Consider the following 14036-nt stretch of genomic DNA (forward strand, 5'->3'; position numbering starts at 1 on the left):
GTCGTTCCGCGCGACATGTTCGTGCCCGATCTTCATATCGATACACTGAAAGTGAAGAGCCGGAATTTTCATTAAGCGATTTAGGTAAGTGTGTAGTCGGAGGCCCTATTGCTTCCAAGCGTTGTTACTTCTCAGCGGCCAACTCGCTGAAATTCTTGATGTTGACCGAGGCGTCGGGAAACTTCGCAGTAATCTCCAACGTGCCACCTAATGCTTCGATATAGCGTCGCAGATTGCTGACATAAATATCGGCGCGCTGCTCCAGCTTTGCGACAGCCGGCTGCTTCACATGGAGTGCGCGTGCCACATCCTGCTGAGTTTTTTCACGGGCCACGCGCAGCTCGTGTAACGCCATGTCTTCGAGAATTGCCTTGGTCGCTTCATCGTTGCGGGCACGGCGTTCGGGCGACATTCTGTTGCGCAAGTCGTTAAAGGGGCGATGTCCAGTCATATCAAACCTTCCTTCCCGATCTCGATCAGGTAATTGTCATATAGTCGATCAGCGACCGGAACCATGATTTCATAAAAGCGGCCGTCGCCGGTTTTATTTCCACCGACGAGCAAAATAGCGGTGCGACGCGGATCGAAAGCGTAGAATACCCGGTAGGGTTCGCCGCCGCTCTGAATCCGCAGTTCCCGCATATGTTCGTGCTTTGAACCTTCGATGCCGGATGAGTAAGGGAAGGGAAGTTGCGGTCCTTTGGCTTCTAAAAGTCCGACTACCCTTACAATATCGTCTTGAACGGCCTCGACCAGCGTCGTGTACCACTCACCAAACTCATCGGTATATTCAACGCTCCAACTCATCGGTGCTCCAAATGTATTCCATTTGTGGAATATTTCAAGAGATATTCCGCAGACGGAATAACGCGACCCCTCAAAGTTGACAAGAGGACGGCGCTGAGCCGTTGGCGCGCACGACGATCGTTCCAGCCAACTTGTGATCTGGAGCCTGCGTGAGAACGACGTCAGACCTCGATGCGGCTTCCGCAACCGTCCGGAACACTCAGCTTCGCGGTGCATGCGGGCCGTCTCCAGCAGTTATACCCGTCGACACCGACCCCGACGTCGGAGCGAGGAAACAACCGGAAAGGCGATCACGGAAGGCGAGGATCCGCATCAGCACGATTATTGTGGATCCAAGGCAAGGCGTATGGGGCATCCCAATCCCGCTCTTGATGGATGGCTACCTGGTCCGGCCCCGGATCTCCGTCGATCAACCCGCTGACGGGGTCCGCTAGCAAGCTGCGGCCGCTTTGGCTCTCGCCTTTGCGGTGATCGCGACCGGTTCCGGACTCTGACGGGAGCCATCGAGCGGGAATGGCCCGCTCCAAAGATGGAGCCTCAGATGAACACCGATCTTTCTCTTGCGCAGAACCACGCCTTCCAGCTTTCCCGCGCCCTCATGGTTCCGGTCACACTGTTCAGGTCCGGCGACGAGTTCGGCGTCCTGCCGAGCGACGAACTCGACGATGAAGACGATCTGGAGATCGTGCATGAATTCCATCCCTGGCCGGCTCATTGAGCCGGCATTCTCCTCTCCTTGATGCCGCTTGCGCGCGGCAGGCGGCAAGGGAAGCTTCGCCGCGCCTTGGCACCGACGGGAGGTGCCAAGCTGCAAATCTGCAGATTGCCAGCCGCGCCCTTGCCCCCTTTGCTCTTCGCGGCCGCCGGAAACGGTCCCGCAAATTGCGGCAGACATGGATCTGGAGAGAAGGGCGGCGCCAAGCGCCGAGAAAAATAATGGAAAAACAGAAACTGGAGGAACTTCGCGACCGTGTCCGGTGCGCAGCGGTGCTGGAACGGGCCGGTTTTGCCATCGACGTCAAGGAAAGCACCCGCAAGGCCGTGAAATACCGGCGCGATGCGGAAATCGTCATCGTCATCCATGGCGGGCGGGGATGGTTCGATCCACTGTCCGACGCGAAAGGCGATGTCTTCGGTCTCGCGGAACATCTGGACGACGTGACCTTCGTCGAGGCGCTCAACCGAGTGGCCGCTCTTGTCGGCATCGTCGCCAGGGATCCTGCCTGGTCTCGTCCGGCCGGAAAGCCCGCTCATAGCAGTTCCGTCTCTGAACGCTGGGCAACACGACGTAGGCCGTGGCAGGGATCAATGACCTGGCGCTATCTGCGCAGCGAGCGCCGCCTGCCGGCAATGATCATCCGGGAGGCCATCCATAGTGATGTCCTTCGGGAAGGCCCTTATGGCAGCATGTGGGCCGCGCATGTCGATGACGATGGTGTTGTTACTGGCTGGGAGGAGCGCGGTCCAGATTGGCGCGGCTTTTCGACAGGCGGTTCCAAAATTCTATTTCGCCTTGGCTCTCCTGTTGCCACGCGTCTTTGCGTCACCGAAGCGGCGATCGACGCCATGAGCCTTGCAGCATTCGAGGGACTTCGTCAGGGCAGCCTCTATCTCAGCACCGGCGGTGGTTGGTCGCCGGCGACAGAATCGGCAGTCCGCCGGTCGGCCGCACGTCCCGGCGCTGTTCTGGTCGCAGCCACCGACAGCAATAGCCAGGGCGAGACCTTTGCGGGCCGCCTCCGCACCATTGCCGAAGAGGTGGCCCGCGACTGGTTGCGGCTGAAGCCGCCGGCCGAGGACTGGAATGAAGCGCTGAAGGCGCGGGAGGAAGAAAAGAGGGAAAGGAAAACAAGGCCAGGAGGAACAGGCCTGCCGCATGCCCGCCGGCCGCGTCAAGGGTGAAGCTTCGCCCTCTCGAGAGCGGCCCTTGACCCGCCCCGACGGACAGGCCGCTTGAGGGGAGAGGTCATGAGGGACTAAAGAGGATGGTGAGCCGGCAGGGCAGCACCGTACTTCGGTCCGGACAGGGCCCGAGGAGCCGCCAATGAGCACCCCTTCAGCAATCCGTAAAGTCTACCAGGGCATCGCAGAGCGCCATCAGATGTTCCGAATGTTAGATCGGTATGCACAGCGTCCTCACCGTTTCGAGGGTGACGCGAGCGCGCTTTATGCAGGCGAGTGGTTTAAAATTACCGAGAGTGAACATGATTACATGTTCGAGATCCTCCCGCCGCTTTGGATCCGTGGCTCTATGTTCGCCATACGCGAATTCCTGACCGGATCCGTCACATCGGTATTCTTCGCGCTGCGGATCGACGGGGTCATCCGTCACTTCCATGGATATTGTGATCTCTCCGACCGTGGGTCGGTGGAGGACATGCGTCTAGCGATCATCGAACTCGAAACGCGCCCAGTGCGGGCGATGACGCCGGACGAGCGCCTCGAGCACACCTGGAGCGCCACGGCGGACGCCTATCGCGCCTACTCCGATGAAACTGCCGCGCAGTATCTGCACGGTCAGCGCGTCATCGCTCTCTTCAGCAATGCCGGATCATCCCGATTGAAGCTGCTCTACGACCTGACCGACGGCGAGATCACCGCCAAACTGCCTGTCCAACTGCGCCACCTTGCCCGTGCGGCAGTCGCGGCGTGAGGAGATAGCAGACCTGGGCAGCGAGACCATCGCGGCAGCTGCATAGCTGCGTTGCACAATAAATGTTTTCCAGCTGATCAAAAATCGGGCATGACGCCTGCAGCTGATGCACATGACGGTCACCTCCCAGTTCCGTCGCAGCAGCTGTTCCCCTCTGGAGGTTTTAGATCTCCACACTTCATGGGCCGCGGTTTTCCGCAGGCCCATTTTTTTATTCTTCGTTCGCGTCGGCCAAAAAACCTAAGGGATTTTTGCCGAGGCCAGTTGTGCGTAGGCCCCTCCCGTCCGCAGCTTGAAGAGCGATTATTTCAATGTACCGGTCTCGCATGGCCTTCATGTCGATATCTCCCCGGACCCATTCCTCCACCGCGGCGAGGAACGCTGGATCAGCGTCGACCGGCGTACCGCGCGCTGCCGCCCGATCAATTACTCGCTTCGCGATCGTTCTCCGCGTCTCGGTATCTGTGGTCATGATGTTTGCCTGGTATTCCTGATGAGCGAGAAGATCTAACAGTTGATGTTCCAGATCGCGACTTGAAATTGCGTTTCGTCAACAATATCTGAGCATCACTTCCCGATGAGACGATGTCCTGCTCGCTGCAATCGCCGCGGCGTTTGACGTTGTCCCGGGATACAGAAGAAGGCGCTCCCCTCACGGGTCGAGCGCCTTTTTTGTGTCCAATGCGACTGCAAAGGTGACGCTGCACCTTGACCGCGCCACCTTTGCGAATGAGATCTGCGGTGAAAATACTTCGTGGAAACATATGCCATTTTTTCTAGTGACGCAGACTTCCCTTGTCGAAGCTCAAGATGAGCATGATGCCGCTCAAACGGGAGTCGACCGCCTCCGTTCCGGTGGACAGGTCACCGTTTCGGTCAAATCGGATGAAACGACGATTACGCACGTCGTTGTCGCCGCAGTAGCCGAAGAGCCTCTCCCCGTCGCGCAATCCGAGGCCGCCGATCCATCACCCGCTGCCATAGCTATCGCCGAAATTGCCTCTGCCACACCGGAGAGCAGGAAACTGATCTTAAAGCGCATGCTCGCCGATGGTCTGGCCCTTCTTGGGCGCCGAACCTAGTCCCATCTTTGAGGTATGGCGGCCGATCACATTCTCCGGTCGTCGAGCGGTTGGGCCATACTGAAAAATGAGGATTTGAGAAAAGAGGAAAGCAAGAAGCAAGAACCGGTCGCAGATCGGTCCTCCTGTCGACGCTAGCGCTCAACCGCCGCCTGCGCCATCCCGGCTGATTGTCCTTCGCAGGGCTGTTAGCCCCGCTTGCCCTTCCCAGCAGGGATGCTCGGCCGCAGTTGCGGCAGTCCGGCCGCTCGGCGGTCCGGGAGGTGTCTTCGAGAAAAGATGAAGACAGGAAGGGCTGGCATGGCGCCGGTCCGGAACCCTCCAGACAAGGACTAATCCCATGCAGATCATCAAGGTTGACCCGCGCGCACTCAAGGAAAATCCCGACCGGATGCGCCAGACGAAGTCGTCGCCGCAGGCCGACGCGTTGATGCTGGCGACGATCAAGGCCGTTGGCATCGTCCAGCCGCCGGTGGTTGCCCCCGAAACCGACGGCGGAAATAGCTATACCATCGACGCCGGTCATCGTCGTGTCCGGCTCGCCATCGCCGCCGGACTGGAAGAAATCGAAATCCTCGTCGTCGATGCCGCCAACGACAACGGCGCCATGCGCTCGATGGTCGAAAACAGCGTCCGTGAGGCGCTAAACCCCGTGGATCAATGGCGGGGCATCGAACGGCTCGTTGCTCTCGGCTGGACCGAAGAAGCCATTGCTGTCGCCCTCGCGCTACCTGTTCGCCAGATCCGCAAGCTGCGCCTGCTCGCCAACGTCCTGCCGGCAATGCTTGAACAGATGGCGCTCGGCGACATGCCGTCTGAGCAGCAGCTGCGGATCATCGCCGCCGCCGGCCAAGTAGACCAGAAGGAGGTCTGGAAGGCGCACAAGCCGAAGAATGGCGATACCGCTCCGTGGTGGCAGATCGCCAATGCGCTGACCAAGAAGCGCATGTATGCCCGCGATGCGAGCTTCGGTGACGATCTGGCCCAAGCCTATGGGATCGAATGGGTCGAGGACCTCTTCGCACCGGCCGACCAGGACGGTCGCTACACGACGAATGTCGAGGGCTTCCTCGGCGCCCAGTATGAATGGATGACGAGCAACTTGACGAAGCGCGGCGCCATCGTCGAGGTCAACAGCTGGGGCCAGCCGGAGCTGCCGAAGAAGGCGGCCCAAGTCTACGGGAAACCCTCCAAATCCGATCACACTGCGCTTTACCTCGACCGCGATGGCAAGGTGCAGACCGTGCATTACCGCCTGCCTGAAACGGTCAAGCCGAAGGGAGGCAGCGCTGAGGAAACTGCGGAAGGCCGCGGGGATGCCGGTGCATTTACGACGCAGAAGGCTCGCCCTGACGTGACCCAGAAGGGCCACGATATGATCGGCGATTTCCGTACCGATGCCCTGCACGAGGCTCTAGGTCGCGCGCCGATCGAAGATGACATGCTGATGGCGCTGATGGTGCTGGCCTTCGCCGGGCAGAACGTTCGTGTCGACTCCAGTGCAGATGGGACCTTCTACGGCGGCAAGCGCTTCTCGCGCCATGCCGTCGCCCTGTTCGATGAGCATGGAAAGCTCGCCTTCGATCAGGGCACGCTTCGGATCGCCGTTCGCTCGGTGCTAATCGATGTCCTCTCGTGCCGCCGCGGCATGTCGAACAGCGGCATGGTTTCCCGTATCGCCGGCGAGGCGGTCGGCGCCGACCAGTACCTGCCGAACATGGGCTCGGAGGAGTTCCTCCTGTGCCTTTCTCGTCAGGCGCTGGAGGCGTCTTGCGCCGAAGCATCCATCCAGCCGCGTCCAAAGGTTCGTGAGACCCGCGCAGCGCTGGTCGAGCATTTCCAGAGCGAGCGCTTCGTGCATATGTCGGCCCGCTTCGCGCCACCAGCCGAGGAGTTGCTCGACTGGATCCGGGCAAGCGCTCCTACCGATACTATTGGCACGGCCTCTCAAGACGACGATGGCGGCCAAGCCGGCGATCCCGCTGAGGGCCAGGAAGGGCAGATCCACCAGGACGCAGATCAGGACGTGCTGCCAGTTACAGATCCCTCCGACGACGAAGAGATTGTCCAAGATGTTCATCAGAAAGCTGCCGCATGACTGTTATCCCTCAGTCAGACATGGCACAAGCCACCCCTGAATTTTCAGGGGTGGAGGTCGCTAGCAGCACGGACTCATCATCCGCTGACAGGTCCATCGTCCTTCGCCGGCTGGCAGAGCCTGAAGGAGGGGTTATGATCGACATCGGCATCTCGAAGCCGCTGGCGAAAGCAATCGGCGCCCGGCGAGAGACCCAGCGGTATCTGGAACGACTGACACGGCAGATTGTGTCGCGCGCCGGAAGACAGGCGACGACGGGGAAGACCCGAAGCCGAAATCGTCGAAGATCCGGCCCTCGTATTTACTATCAGGAGCTCGTCGACCGCCTTACCTTCGAGCGGTGGGCCGAACTCGACGTCATAGCCTGCAATTTGGCGATGCAAGAACCGGTCAACGGTGAGCTGCAGCCTCGCGACACGACCTGTACATCATCCGGCAACAAAGGCGAACCCGAAACGAAGCAGCCGGTGCTTGAATTGCTGGCCTTCGATGTTAGCGGCATGGAAGGTCTTGTGCATATACGTTCCTTCCCGCTGGAGACAGCTATCGGGCCCGTGTCGGACTGCCCTTCTTGTTCGCTGCGGTCTGAACCGGCGGCCGGGCGTTTCAAGGCCGCTGTCGCGCCGCGGTGCGGCCGGTCCAGCCTCTCTGCGCGAGGGCAGACTCGCGGTCTGCTCACGTCAAAACCTGCTGGCCCGCAAACCTGCCCTGCTTCCTCAGCCGGATCGGACCTGTGAAGCCGCCCGTCCTTTGCCGGTTCTGGTCGTCCGCATCGAAGGGCAGACCGGCACGGGCCGGAACCGCTTCGGCAGCCAAGGAAGGAACTGATATGGCCAAGCCCGCAACTCCCAACCGCTTCAACGCACGGATTTCGCAAGCTCGCCGCGGAGCAACCCTCGAAATGGTCCGCCTCTCGTGCCCCGACGCCTCCCAGGCGCTCAAGATCGCCGAAAGCTTCGGCACCGCGGTCGTCGACAGCGATGGCATCCGCAACCTGCATGAGAGGCTGATCATCGAGACCGCCGACAGCCTGTCCGAAGGGCTCGGCGAGAAGGCCATGCAGATCCACCTGCAGCGCATCGTCGGGGCCTTCGTCGGATCGGCGCACGGCGCCGGGCAGTTCTACTCCCGCGCTGTCACCGAAGCACGCGACGCGACAGCCAAGGCATCGAACGATGCCCGCGATGAAGATCTTGACGGCCCGGTCGGCTACGACAGCGCCGCCCAGCGCAAGCGGGAATTCGCGGCCGATATGGGCGTCCAGTCCCACGCACTCCGGATGGCAGCAGAGGGCGCGGTGACCGCCTACGAACAGGTCGTCGGCGAGACCTGGAAACCATTCGACCGGCCGGTCGAAAACCCGGGCGCATCGCTCGACCGCAAGGCGGCCGAGGCTCAGATGGCCGCCCTTGGATGACACACTTGGCGGGGTCGTACCCGCCATTTCCCTTTTCAGGCTGGCGCCCTCGGGCGCCGGCTTTTTTCATGTTCAGAATAAAGCTGGAGACACGCCTATCGCGGCCCGTCCCGTTGGATGGTCCTGCAGGAGCCGGGTGCCCATGCAACGGCTTTGCCGTCCTCCACGCTGTTGCGGCCTTCGGTGCATGGCCACACCAGCGGCCCCTGACTTCGGACCTCCGTGACGGGCCGCGATCGGCGCGGTCTTGAGTAAAGGAGAGAAGAGTCATGACAAAGAAATCAGGATCGGACCGTGCGGATATCTACACTCGGATTACCGATCGGATCGTCGAGGATCTAGAAAAGGGCGTCCGTCCCTGGATGAAACCGTGGAGCGCCGCCAACACTGGTGGCCGTATCAGTCGACCCGTACGCCACAATGGCCTTCCCTATTCGGGCATGAACGTGCTCCTCCTATGGTCGGAGCAGATATCGCATGGCTTCGCCTCTTCAATGTGGATGACGTTCAAGCAGGCGCTTGAATTGGGAGGAGCTGTGCGCAAGGGCGAAACCGGCTCGACCGTTGTCTTCGCCAGCCGTTTCACCAAGTCCGAAGCGGACGGAGACGGTAACGAGGTCGATCGGGAGATCCCTTTCCTGAAGGCCTATTCGGTGTTCAATGTCGAGCAGATCGACGGTCTGCCCGACAGCTATAATGCGCCGCCGTCCAAGGTTCTTGATCCCGTCGAGCGGATCGAGCGCGCCGACCGCTTCTTCCGCAATACCGGCGCCGTCATCCGGCACGGCGGCAATCAGGCCTACTATTCTCCGATCATGGATTATATCCAGATGCCGCCCTTCGAGGCGTTTCGCGATGCTGCCGGATACGCGGCCGTCCTCAGCCATGAGGCAACCCACTGGACGGCGGCGGAGCATCGCGTGGGACGCGACCTTTCGCGCTATTCTAAGGACCGGACCGAGCGGGCACGGGAAGAACTTATTGCCGAACTTGGCAGCTGCTTCCTCTGCGCGGACCTCGGCATCGCACCGGAGCTCGAGCCGCGTCCGGATCACGCTTCTTACCTGCAGTCGTGGTTGTCCGTTTTGGCCAACGACAAGCGGGCGATTTTTCAGGCGGCGGCCCATGCGCAACGCGCTGTGAGCTTTCTGCATTCGCTGCAGCCGGAAACGGATGTGAAAGCTGCGGCCTGAGCTTCAAGCGCGGTCGTCACCGCCGGTGGCGGCCGCGTGATCCGCATCATGTTGGTTCTTGAGACCTTGTGCAATGTCAGCATCCAGCCTTCCCCAGATCGACGGTTGTGTAGTGTCGGGCTTGGGCTTGCGGGATGGTTTGCGTTCGACGATGAACGGTTTGGTCTGCTGACGCATTGATCCTCCAGGCAGCGATTCGAGAGCGCAACGATATCCCACCGGGCGCAGTCAGCAAGCAGGCCAGTGTTGGGAGGAACGCTTGTCCCCTGATGAAGCAGACAATGAGAGCGGTCCGGCGTGCGTGGCGCGGGATGCGGTTCGTGCCAAAGGCGAATGCGGCGGAACGCCATTGCGATCTCCTTTTCCGTCAGAGTTTCCGGCAACCCATCCGCGGGCTCGATGAGGCATGTCTGACCGGAGAGCGGCTGCGCCTCGATCGTCTTCCCGCAACGGCCACGACCACTTTTCTTACCCCTGCCGGCTGCGCCGCCATTCCTCTCCCACTAACAAAAGTGGCAGTTGCCGCCCTCCACTGCGTTCCGGCCTTATCAGGTGCGGTCCGATCGTCCCCGGTCTTTGCGACAGCCATCGAGGCCGCGATGGGCGCGGCCCGAACACCAGAAAAGGAATACGACAATGGCAACCATCGGCACCTTCACCTCCACCGAAAACGGCTTCACCGGCTCTATCCGCACACTCGCCCTCAACGTCAAGGCCCGCATCGCCCGGGTCGAGAACCCTTCCGACAAGGGCCCCCAGTTCCGCGTCTACGCCAGCAGCGTTGAGCTGGGCGCTGCCTGGCAGAAGACCTCCGGCGAGGGACGCGACTACCTCTCGGTCAAGCTTGACGATCCGAGCTTCCCGGCCCCGATCTACGCAACGCTCGCAGAGGTCGAGCGCGAAGACGGTCTCCAGCTCATCTGGTCCCGCCCGAACCGCGACTGATGGACATCACGAGGCTCCGCCATCGGCGGGGCCTTTTCCCCTATCGGACTGGCGGCGCGCGGTTAACGCCCGTCGAACCTGGCGAGCATCTTGCGCAATTGCTGGTTCTGCTCGATCAGCTTCTTTGCAAGCTGACGCCGCAACGCAGCGACCTCAGCATTGAGGTCGGCCATCTCATCCGTGAGGGATTTCGGGCCGGCTGCGACGGCAAGAGGTTGCTCTAACGCGGTTCCGACCGAAGCCGCCGGCTCTACGATCGCCTCAACCTTCTTTCGACGTGCCGACGCTGGCTTCAACGGTGTTTTGGCAGCTCTGGTCCTAGGGCAAGCAGTTGAGGTTTCGTCGGCCCGCTGCGGGGTGGTGAGGATTGCGAGCTCTTCAGTACCGACTGTCGCCGCAGGAGCTTCTTCCGCTGTTCCGGCTTTCCGCGGCTGCAAAGTCTCCTTTTCTTACCCCTGTCGGCTGACCGACAATCCTCTCCAACTCATAAAAAAGAGCGAGGCAGCTGCAAGGGATCGCGGACCGTCAACGATGGGCTGCGGAAGGGGCGGCTCGATATCCGCGGCGTCGCTTCTGTCGGAGAAGATCGAGGAAGGCCGCGACAGCATCTCGCTCTTGGGCAAAATGCTCGACCTTCATTTGGCCGTGCGCGCCGATCCGGCCCCAGCGGCGCGTCAGGCAGACCTCGCCGAACAGATTGGGCTCGATCGTCATGGCGTAGAAGCGAGCCATGTTGCGGGCTTCGTCGGTGCGTTCGACATAGAGCTGGTAGGGCTGAATGAGCATGACAGCATAATCGCTCAACCGCCAATTCTCGTCCAACGAGAGATATGAATCGATTGAGCTCGACCGATTCAATTTCGTGAAGTTTCGTTGAAACCTATGGGCGGTCCGGCTGCGGTGTTCAGAGTCTATTCCGCTAGGGCGAACGAAGCCCTTCGGTCTTCGCCCATTCGGGTCAATGATCTGTACCAAACGCAAAGCGCCATCACCGGAAGTGGACGTCGATCAAGATCCGAGGAAGTCGAGGACATCCCCGCCATAAAATTCTCCGTAATCATCAGGATGCCCGATGACTTTCCACTGTCCTTGTCGATCAGCACGCAGTCAGTTTCGCGTACCACCGCGTGATGCCATGTTTGCGGCACTCCTCGATCGCCTCGGCCACTGTCACCTGTGCTTCGCATGCTTCCCAATATCTCACCGCCCCATCCTCGATCTATCGCACGACCGGTTCATGCGTCCCGGAGACGTTCTTGTGAAACCGGTTCTCTCCAACGCAGGCCTTCATGTCCTCGCGCCGAAACCAAACGGCCCGCCCGCATCGAAGCGGTGCATTGCCCGAGGTGAAGACGATTTGTTCGTCGGCACGCATGCGCAGAACTTCATGGGGAAGGATCAACGGCCGGCGGATGAGTTGCTTTGACCGTGACCTCGACGATCCCTTCATTCCAGACGAGCGATTGGTCTGGTCAACCTCGACCGTGGTGTCGCCACATCGCTTTGAGATGTAGTCGGCGGTATCGGGATCGTTGATCGCCGCAAACGATATCCATGAAGCGCTCTCGAACCATTTGCTCGTCGCGTCGCGGCCGCCATAGGCCTCGCGCATCTGGCCGAGCGACTGGAATATCATCGTCAGCGTGATGCCATATTTGCGCCCCGCGTCACGGGCGGTTTCGAGGATGCGCGGGTAGCCGAGACGCGCCACCTCGTCGAGCAGGAAGAGGGTGCGATCCTTCACATTGCCATTGCGATTATAGATCGCGTTGAGGAAGGACCCGATAACAACGCGCGCCAAGCCCGGATGCGCTTCCAGTACTTTCAGATCGAGCGCTATGAAGATGTCGGTCTCGCCGTCTGCGAGATCGTCGGTCGAGAAACTGCTGCCGGACACGAGGCCGGCATAGTTCGGATAGGAGAGCCAATGGGTTTCCTTTACCGCATTGGCATAGACACCGGAAAACGTCTCCGGTGTCATGTTGACGAAGACTGCGACGTTCTCCTTCACGAAGTCGGATTCAGATCCTTCATAGATTTTCGTAAGACGAGCGCGGAGTTGGGGCTCGGGCTCGGACAGATTGGCTCGGACCCGGCGCAAAGTCTGCTCCTTTTCGTGGGTATGCCCCGAGAGGCAAACGTCGGCGATCAGCGCGGTCAGGAGCTGCATCGCTGAGGCCCTGAAGAAGTCGTCGCGCGCAGACGCCGTGCGCGCGTTGTCGGTCATGATCCATGTGGCGACGGCAACGATATCCTCTTCCTTCGTATTGCCGTGACGACCGATCCAGTCCAGCGCGTTGAAGCCGACACCCGACGCGGTCGGATCGAGCACGATCACCTTCCGGCCGGCCTGGCGCCGGTGCTCGCTGACCATCGGTGCGACCTCGCTCGACGGATCCAGCACAACCAGACCGCCGCCCCATTTGAGTGCGGTCGGGATCGTCACCGAAGTCGTCTTGAAACCGCCGGAGCCGGCAAAGACGATCCCGTGCGATGAGCCGAAGGAGCCGTCGAAGCAGAGCAGCGGCGACTTGCCGCCGGCACCCCAGCTTTGCGCTTCGTCGGCGCGGAACGGCATGGCGGCAGCGCTGTCACGGTCGACCCGGTAGCGCTCGCCGATAACGATGCCGCCGTGCTCGGGAAACAGCTTTGCCGCGTCTGGCAGTTTCATCCAGTCGGCCTCGCCGTGGACAGCGCGTTTGCCGCCGATCCGCTTCGGAGCTGCCGTTGCGAAGGCGGCATTACCCTTAACGGCCACCCGCAGAGCGAAGACGCTTCCGATGAAGGCGACACCCGCGCCGATCATCGTCGCCGGGTCGGAATAGGCGAGAACGGATTGGCCCGCCGGCACGTTTCCGGCGACATCGGCAAGCCGGACAATCTCGCGCACCATGGCGATGACGACGGTTGCGGCATTTCCGGCAAGCACGCTCCCACCGGCCATCTTGATGTTCGCGGAACCGTTGACAGCGAACAGCGCAATGACGCCGATCGCGGCGGCGGCGACATAGGGCAGGGCGAGCCCGGCGCGGCCCAGCATCAGCTTCGCCTGCGCCGATGTTCCGAGCGCCGCCAGCCGATGTTCAAAGCCTGACGTCATGACCATCACCGCGACCATGATCACCGCAGGCAGGACTGCCAGAAGCAGCCTATTCGCCGTCATGACCGAATGCCTCCGCGCCGATCGTGGCTAGACGTGCGCGTTCCATATCGTCACCTTTGATACGGCGGTTCGCGTCGATCAGCAGGCCGAGCAACAGCGCGCGCTTCTCGTACCGCAGTCCCGCCTTGACGATCAGGCCGCCGAGTTCGATCTTTTCGCGCGTGTCCTTTTTGCGCGCCTCTGTCGTAGTTGACTTTGCCATCCGCTCAAGCCTCACCAGACCCGCCCGTATCCGCGCCAGGCGACTGCGTCGTGGACGACCCACTTGCGGCCCGGCCGTCCCCGGTGTCCTTCTTCCCGGACGCGCTACCTTTGCCTCCGCGAAACCGTTTGGCGGTCTCCTCGAAGGCCGCCTGAAGCTCGGCTTCATCGATCTCGATCTCCCCAAGGCCAGCCTTCAGTGCGATCCGTCCGATGCGTTCGGCTTCACGGGTCTCGGCCTGCTTGAGCTGATCCTGCAATCTGGCAATTTCTTCCCTGATCCGCGATGACGGCTTCTTCATTCCGGTTGCTCCTTTGAAGTCTGGGCGTTGCTCTTGCGAGCCCAGATTCTCCCGGGTGCACTCGAAATGACATCTGCAGATCTGCAGATCGCCACCGGCGATGCTTTGGTGAATGATCCCGGCCGTTCCGAAGGAATGGCTCCAAGGGCGCAATTATACGTCGCGGTGCGACGTG

18 protein-coding genes are annotated in these 14036 nt (G+C 60.9%); 9 read left to right on the forward strand and 9 right to left on the reverse strand.

Going from position 1 to position 14036, the window contains the following annotated elements:
* Positions 1–124: 124 nt before the first annotated feature.
* Together FS804_RS21035 and FS804_RS21040 are read right to left on the reverse strand one after the other, a co-directional pair.
* Positions 125–451, reverse strand: a complete 327-nt coding sequence (locus tag FS804_RS21035) for an XRE family transcriptional regulator (RefSeq protein ID WP_136883698.1) — start codon at positions 449–451, stop codon at positions 125–127.
* The gene (locus FS804_RS21040; protein ID WP_144578799.1) at positions 448–807 is read right to left on the reverse strand and encodes a type II toxin-antitoxin system RelE/ParE family toxin; all 360 of its coding nucleotides are present in this window, start codon (positions 805–807) and stop codon (positions 448–450) included. Before FS804_RS21040 ends, FS804_RS21035 begins: the two co-directional genes overlap by 4 nt.
* A 541-nt stretch (positions 808–1348) precedes the next feature.
* On the opposite strand from FS804_RS21040, the gene FS804_RS25045 reads away from it, so the two are divergent.
* The 3 genes from FS804_RS25045 to FS804_RS21055 all read left to right on the forward strand — a co-directional run bounded on the left by FS804_RS25045 (position 1349) and on the right by FS804_RS21055 (position 3460).
* Positions 1349–1525 (forward strand): hypothetical protein, encoded by a 177-nt coding sequence (locus FS804_RS25045; RefSeq protein WP_186376944.1) that lies wholly within the window; start codon positions 1349–1351, stop codon positions 1523–1525.
* 218 nt (positions 1526–1743) lie between these two features.
* Positions 1744–2709: a DUF3991 and toprim domain-containing protein gene (locus FS804_RS21050; RefSeq protein ID WP_144578800.1), complete on the forward strand. Its 966-nt coding sequence runs from the start codon at positions 1744–1746 to the stop codon at positions 2707–2709.
* Positions 2710–2851: 142 nt separating this feature from the next.
* Positions 2852–3460, forward strand: a complete 609-nt coding sequence (locus tag FS804_RS21055) for a DUF1419 domain-containing protein (RefSeq protein WP_144578801.1) — start codon at positions 2852–2854, stop codon at positions 3458–3460.
* A 211-nt stretch (positions 3461–3671) separates the two neighbouring features.
* Here the strand turns inward: FS804_RS21055 and FS804_RS21060 are convergent, their stop codons facing one another.
* On the reverse strand, positions 3672–3932 hold the full coding sequence (locus tag FS804_RS21060; RefSeq protein ID WP_144578802.1) for a hypothetical protein: 261 nt from the start codon (positions 3930–3932) through the stop codon (positions 3672–3674).
* Between the two features lie 202 nt (positions 3933–4134).
* Between FS804_RS21060 and FS804_RS21065 the strand changes: the two genes are divergently transcribed.
* From FS804_RS21065 to FS804_RS21085, 5 genes are all read left to right on the forward strand, one after another.
* Positions 4135–4542: a hypothetical protein gene (locus FS804_RS21065; protein ID WP_246665919.1), complete on the forward strand. Its 408-nt coding sequence runs from the start codon at positions 4135–4137 to the stop codon at positions 4540–4542.
* Positions 4543–4882: 340 nt separating this feature from the next.
* The gene (locus FS804_RS21070; protein ID WP_144578803.1) at positions 4883–6640 is read left to right on the forward strand and encodes a ParB/RepB/Spo0J family partition protein; all 1758 of its coding nucleotides are present in this window, start codon (positions 4883–4885) and stop codon (positions 6638–6640) included.
* Between the two features lie 134 nt (positions 6641–6774).
* Entirely contained in the window at positions 6775–7377 is a 603-nt protein-coding gene (locus tag FS804_RS25050) for a hypothetical protein (protein ID WP_186376945.1), read from the forward strand.
* 92 nt (positions 7378–7469) lie between these two features.
* Positions 7470–8057, forward strand: a complete 588-nt coding sequence (locus FS804_RS21080; protein WP_144578804.1) for a hypothetical protein — start codon at positions 7470–7472, stop codon at positions 8055–8057.
* A gap of 269 nt (positions 8058–8326) precedes the next feature.
* A complete protein-coding gene (locus FS804_RS21085) occupies positions 8327–9250 on the forward strand; it encodes an ArdC family protein (protein ID WP_144578805.1) in 924 nt (307 codons plus the stop codon).
* 3 nt (positions 9251–9253) lie between these two features.
* Here FS804_RS21085 and FS804_RS25055 read toward each other — a convergent pair whose 3' ends face one another.
* Positions 9254–9427 (reverse strand): hypothetical protein, encoded by a 174-nt coding sequence (locus FS804_RS25055; RefSeq protein ID WP_186376946.1) that lies wholly within the window; start codon positions 9425–9427, stop codon positions 9254–9256.
* A gap of 459 nt (positions 9428–9886) precedes the next feature.
* On the opposite strand from FS804_RS25055, the gene FS804_RS21095 reads away from it, so the two are divergent.
* Entirely contained in the window at positions 9887–10195 is a 309-nt protein-coding gene (locus FS804_RS21095; protein ID WP_144578806.1) for a DUF736 domain-containing protein, read from the forward strand.
* A 62-nt stretch (positions 10196–10257) separates the two neighbouring features.
* On the opposite strand, the gene FS804_RS21100 is transcribed toward FS804_RS21095, so the two are convergent.
* From FS804_RS21100 to traC, 5 genes are all read right to left on the reverse strand, one after another.
* The gene (locus FS804_RS21100) at positions 10258–10491 is read right to left on the reverse strand and encodes a hypothetical protein (RefSeq protein WP_144578807.1); all 234 of its coding nucleotides are present in this window, start codon (positions 10489–10491) and stop codon (positions 10258–10260) included.
* 229 nt (positions 10492–10720) lie between these two features.
* On the reverse strand, positions 10721–10981 hold the full coding sequence (locus FS804_RS21105) for a WGR domain-containing protein (RefSeq protein ID WP_144578905.1): 261 nt from the start codon (positions 10979–10981) through the stop codon (positions 10721–10723).
* 433 nt (positions 10982–11414) lie between these two features.
* Positions 11415–13358: a Ti-type conjugative transfer system protein TraG gene (traG, locus tag FS804_RS21115; RefSeq protein ID WP_144578808.1), complete on the reverse strand. Its 1944-nt coding sequence runs from the start codon at positions 13356–13358 to the stop codon at positions 11415–11417.
* Entirely contained in the window at positions 13345–13560 is a 216-nt protein-coding gene (gene traD, locus FS804_RS21120; protein WP_186376947.1) for a type IV conjugative transfer system coupling protein TraD, read from the reverse strand. Before traD ends, traG begins: the two co-directional genes overlap by 14 nt.
* Positions 13561–13564: 4 nt before the next feature.
* A complete protein-coding gene (traC, locus tag FS804_RS21125) occupies positions 13565–13861 on the reverse strand; it encodes a conjugal transfer protein TraC (RefSeq protein ID WP_144578809.1) in 297 nt (98 codons plus the stop codon).
* Positions 13862–14036 lie beyond the last annotated feature (175 nt).

Origin of the sequence: Agrobacterium sp. DE0009 (genome assembly GCF_007680755.1) — a bacterium.
Classification (GTDB): domain Bacteria; phylum Pseudomonadota; class Alphaproteobacteria; order Rhizobiales; family Rhizobiaceae; genus Agrobacterium; species Agrobacterium tumefaciens_B.

Excerpts from the sequence above, each read along its gene's own strand:
- FS804_RS21035 (WP_136883698.1), bottom strand. The coding sequence starts at position 451 with ATGACTGGACATCGCCCCTTTAACGACTTGCGCAACAGAATGTCGCCC.
- FS804_RS21040 (WP_144578799.1), bottom strand. The coding sequence starts at position 807 with ATGAGTTGGAGCGTTGAATATACCGATGAGTTTGGTGAGTGGTACACG.
- FS804_RS25045 (WP_186376944.1), top strand. The coding sequence starts at position 1,349 with ATGAACACCGATCTTTCTCTTGCGCAGAACCACGCCTTCCAGCTTTCC.
- FS804_RS21050 (WP_144578800.1), top strand. The coding sequence starts at position 1,744 with ATGGAAAAACAGAAACTGGAGGAACTTCGCGACCGTGTCCGGTGCGCA.
- FS804_RS21055 (WP_144578801.1), top strand. The coding sequence starts at position 2,852 with ATGAGCACCCCTTCAGCAATCCGTAAAGTCTACCAGGGCATCGCAGAG.
- FS804_RS21060 (WP_144578802.1), bottom strand. The coding sequence starts at position 3,932 with ATGACCACAGATACCGAGACGCGGAGAACGATCGCGAAGCGAGTAATT.
- FS804_RS21070 (WP_144578803.1), top strand. The coding sequence starts at position 4,883 with ATGCAGATCATCAAGGTTGACCCGCGCGCACTCAAGGAAAATCCCGAC.
- FS804_RS25050 (WP_186376945.1), top strand. The coding sequence starts at position 6,775 with ATGATCGACATCGGCATCTCGAAGCCGCTGGCGAAAGCAATCGGCGCC.
- FS804_RS21080 (WP_144578804.1), top strand. The coding sequence starts at position 7,470 with ATGGCCAAGCCCGCAACTCCCAACCGCTTCAACGCACGGATTTCGCAA.
- FS804_RS21085 (WP_144578805.1), top strand. The coding sequence starts at position 8,327 with ATGACAAAGAAATCAGGATCGGACCGTGCGGATATCTACACTCGGATT.
- FS804_RS25055 (WP_186376946.1), bottom strand. The coding sequence starts at position 9,427 with ATGCGTCAGCAGACCAAACCGTTCATCGTCGAACGCAAACCATCCCGC.
- FS804_RS21095 (WP_144578806.1), top strand. The coding sequence starts at position 9,887 with ATGGCAACCATCGGCACCTTCACCTCCACCGAAAACGGCTTCACCGGC.
- FS804_RS21105 (WP_144578905.1), bottom strand. The coding sequence starts at position 10,981 with ATGCTCATTCAGCCCTACCAGCTCTATGTCGAACGCACCGACGAAGCC.
- traG (WP_144578808.1), bottom strand. The coding sequence starts at position 13,358 with ATGACGGCGAATAGGCTGCTTCTGGCAGTCCTGCCTGCGGTGATCATG.
- traD (WP_186376947.1), bottom strand. The coding sequence starts at position 13,560 with ATGGCAAAGTCAACTACGACAGAGGCGCGCAAAAAGGACACGCGCGAA.
- traC (WP_144578809.1), bottom strand. The coding sequence starts at position 13,861 with ATGAAGAAGCCGTCATCGCGGATCAGGGAAGAAATTGCCAGATTGCAG.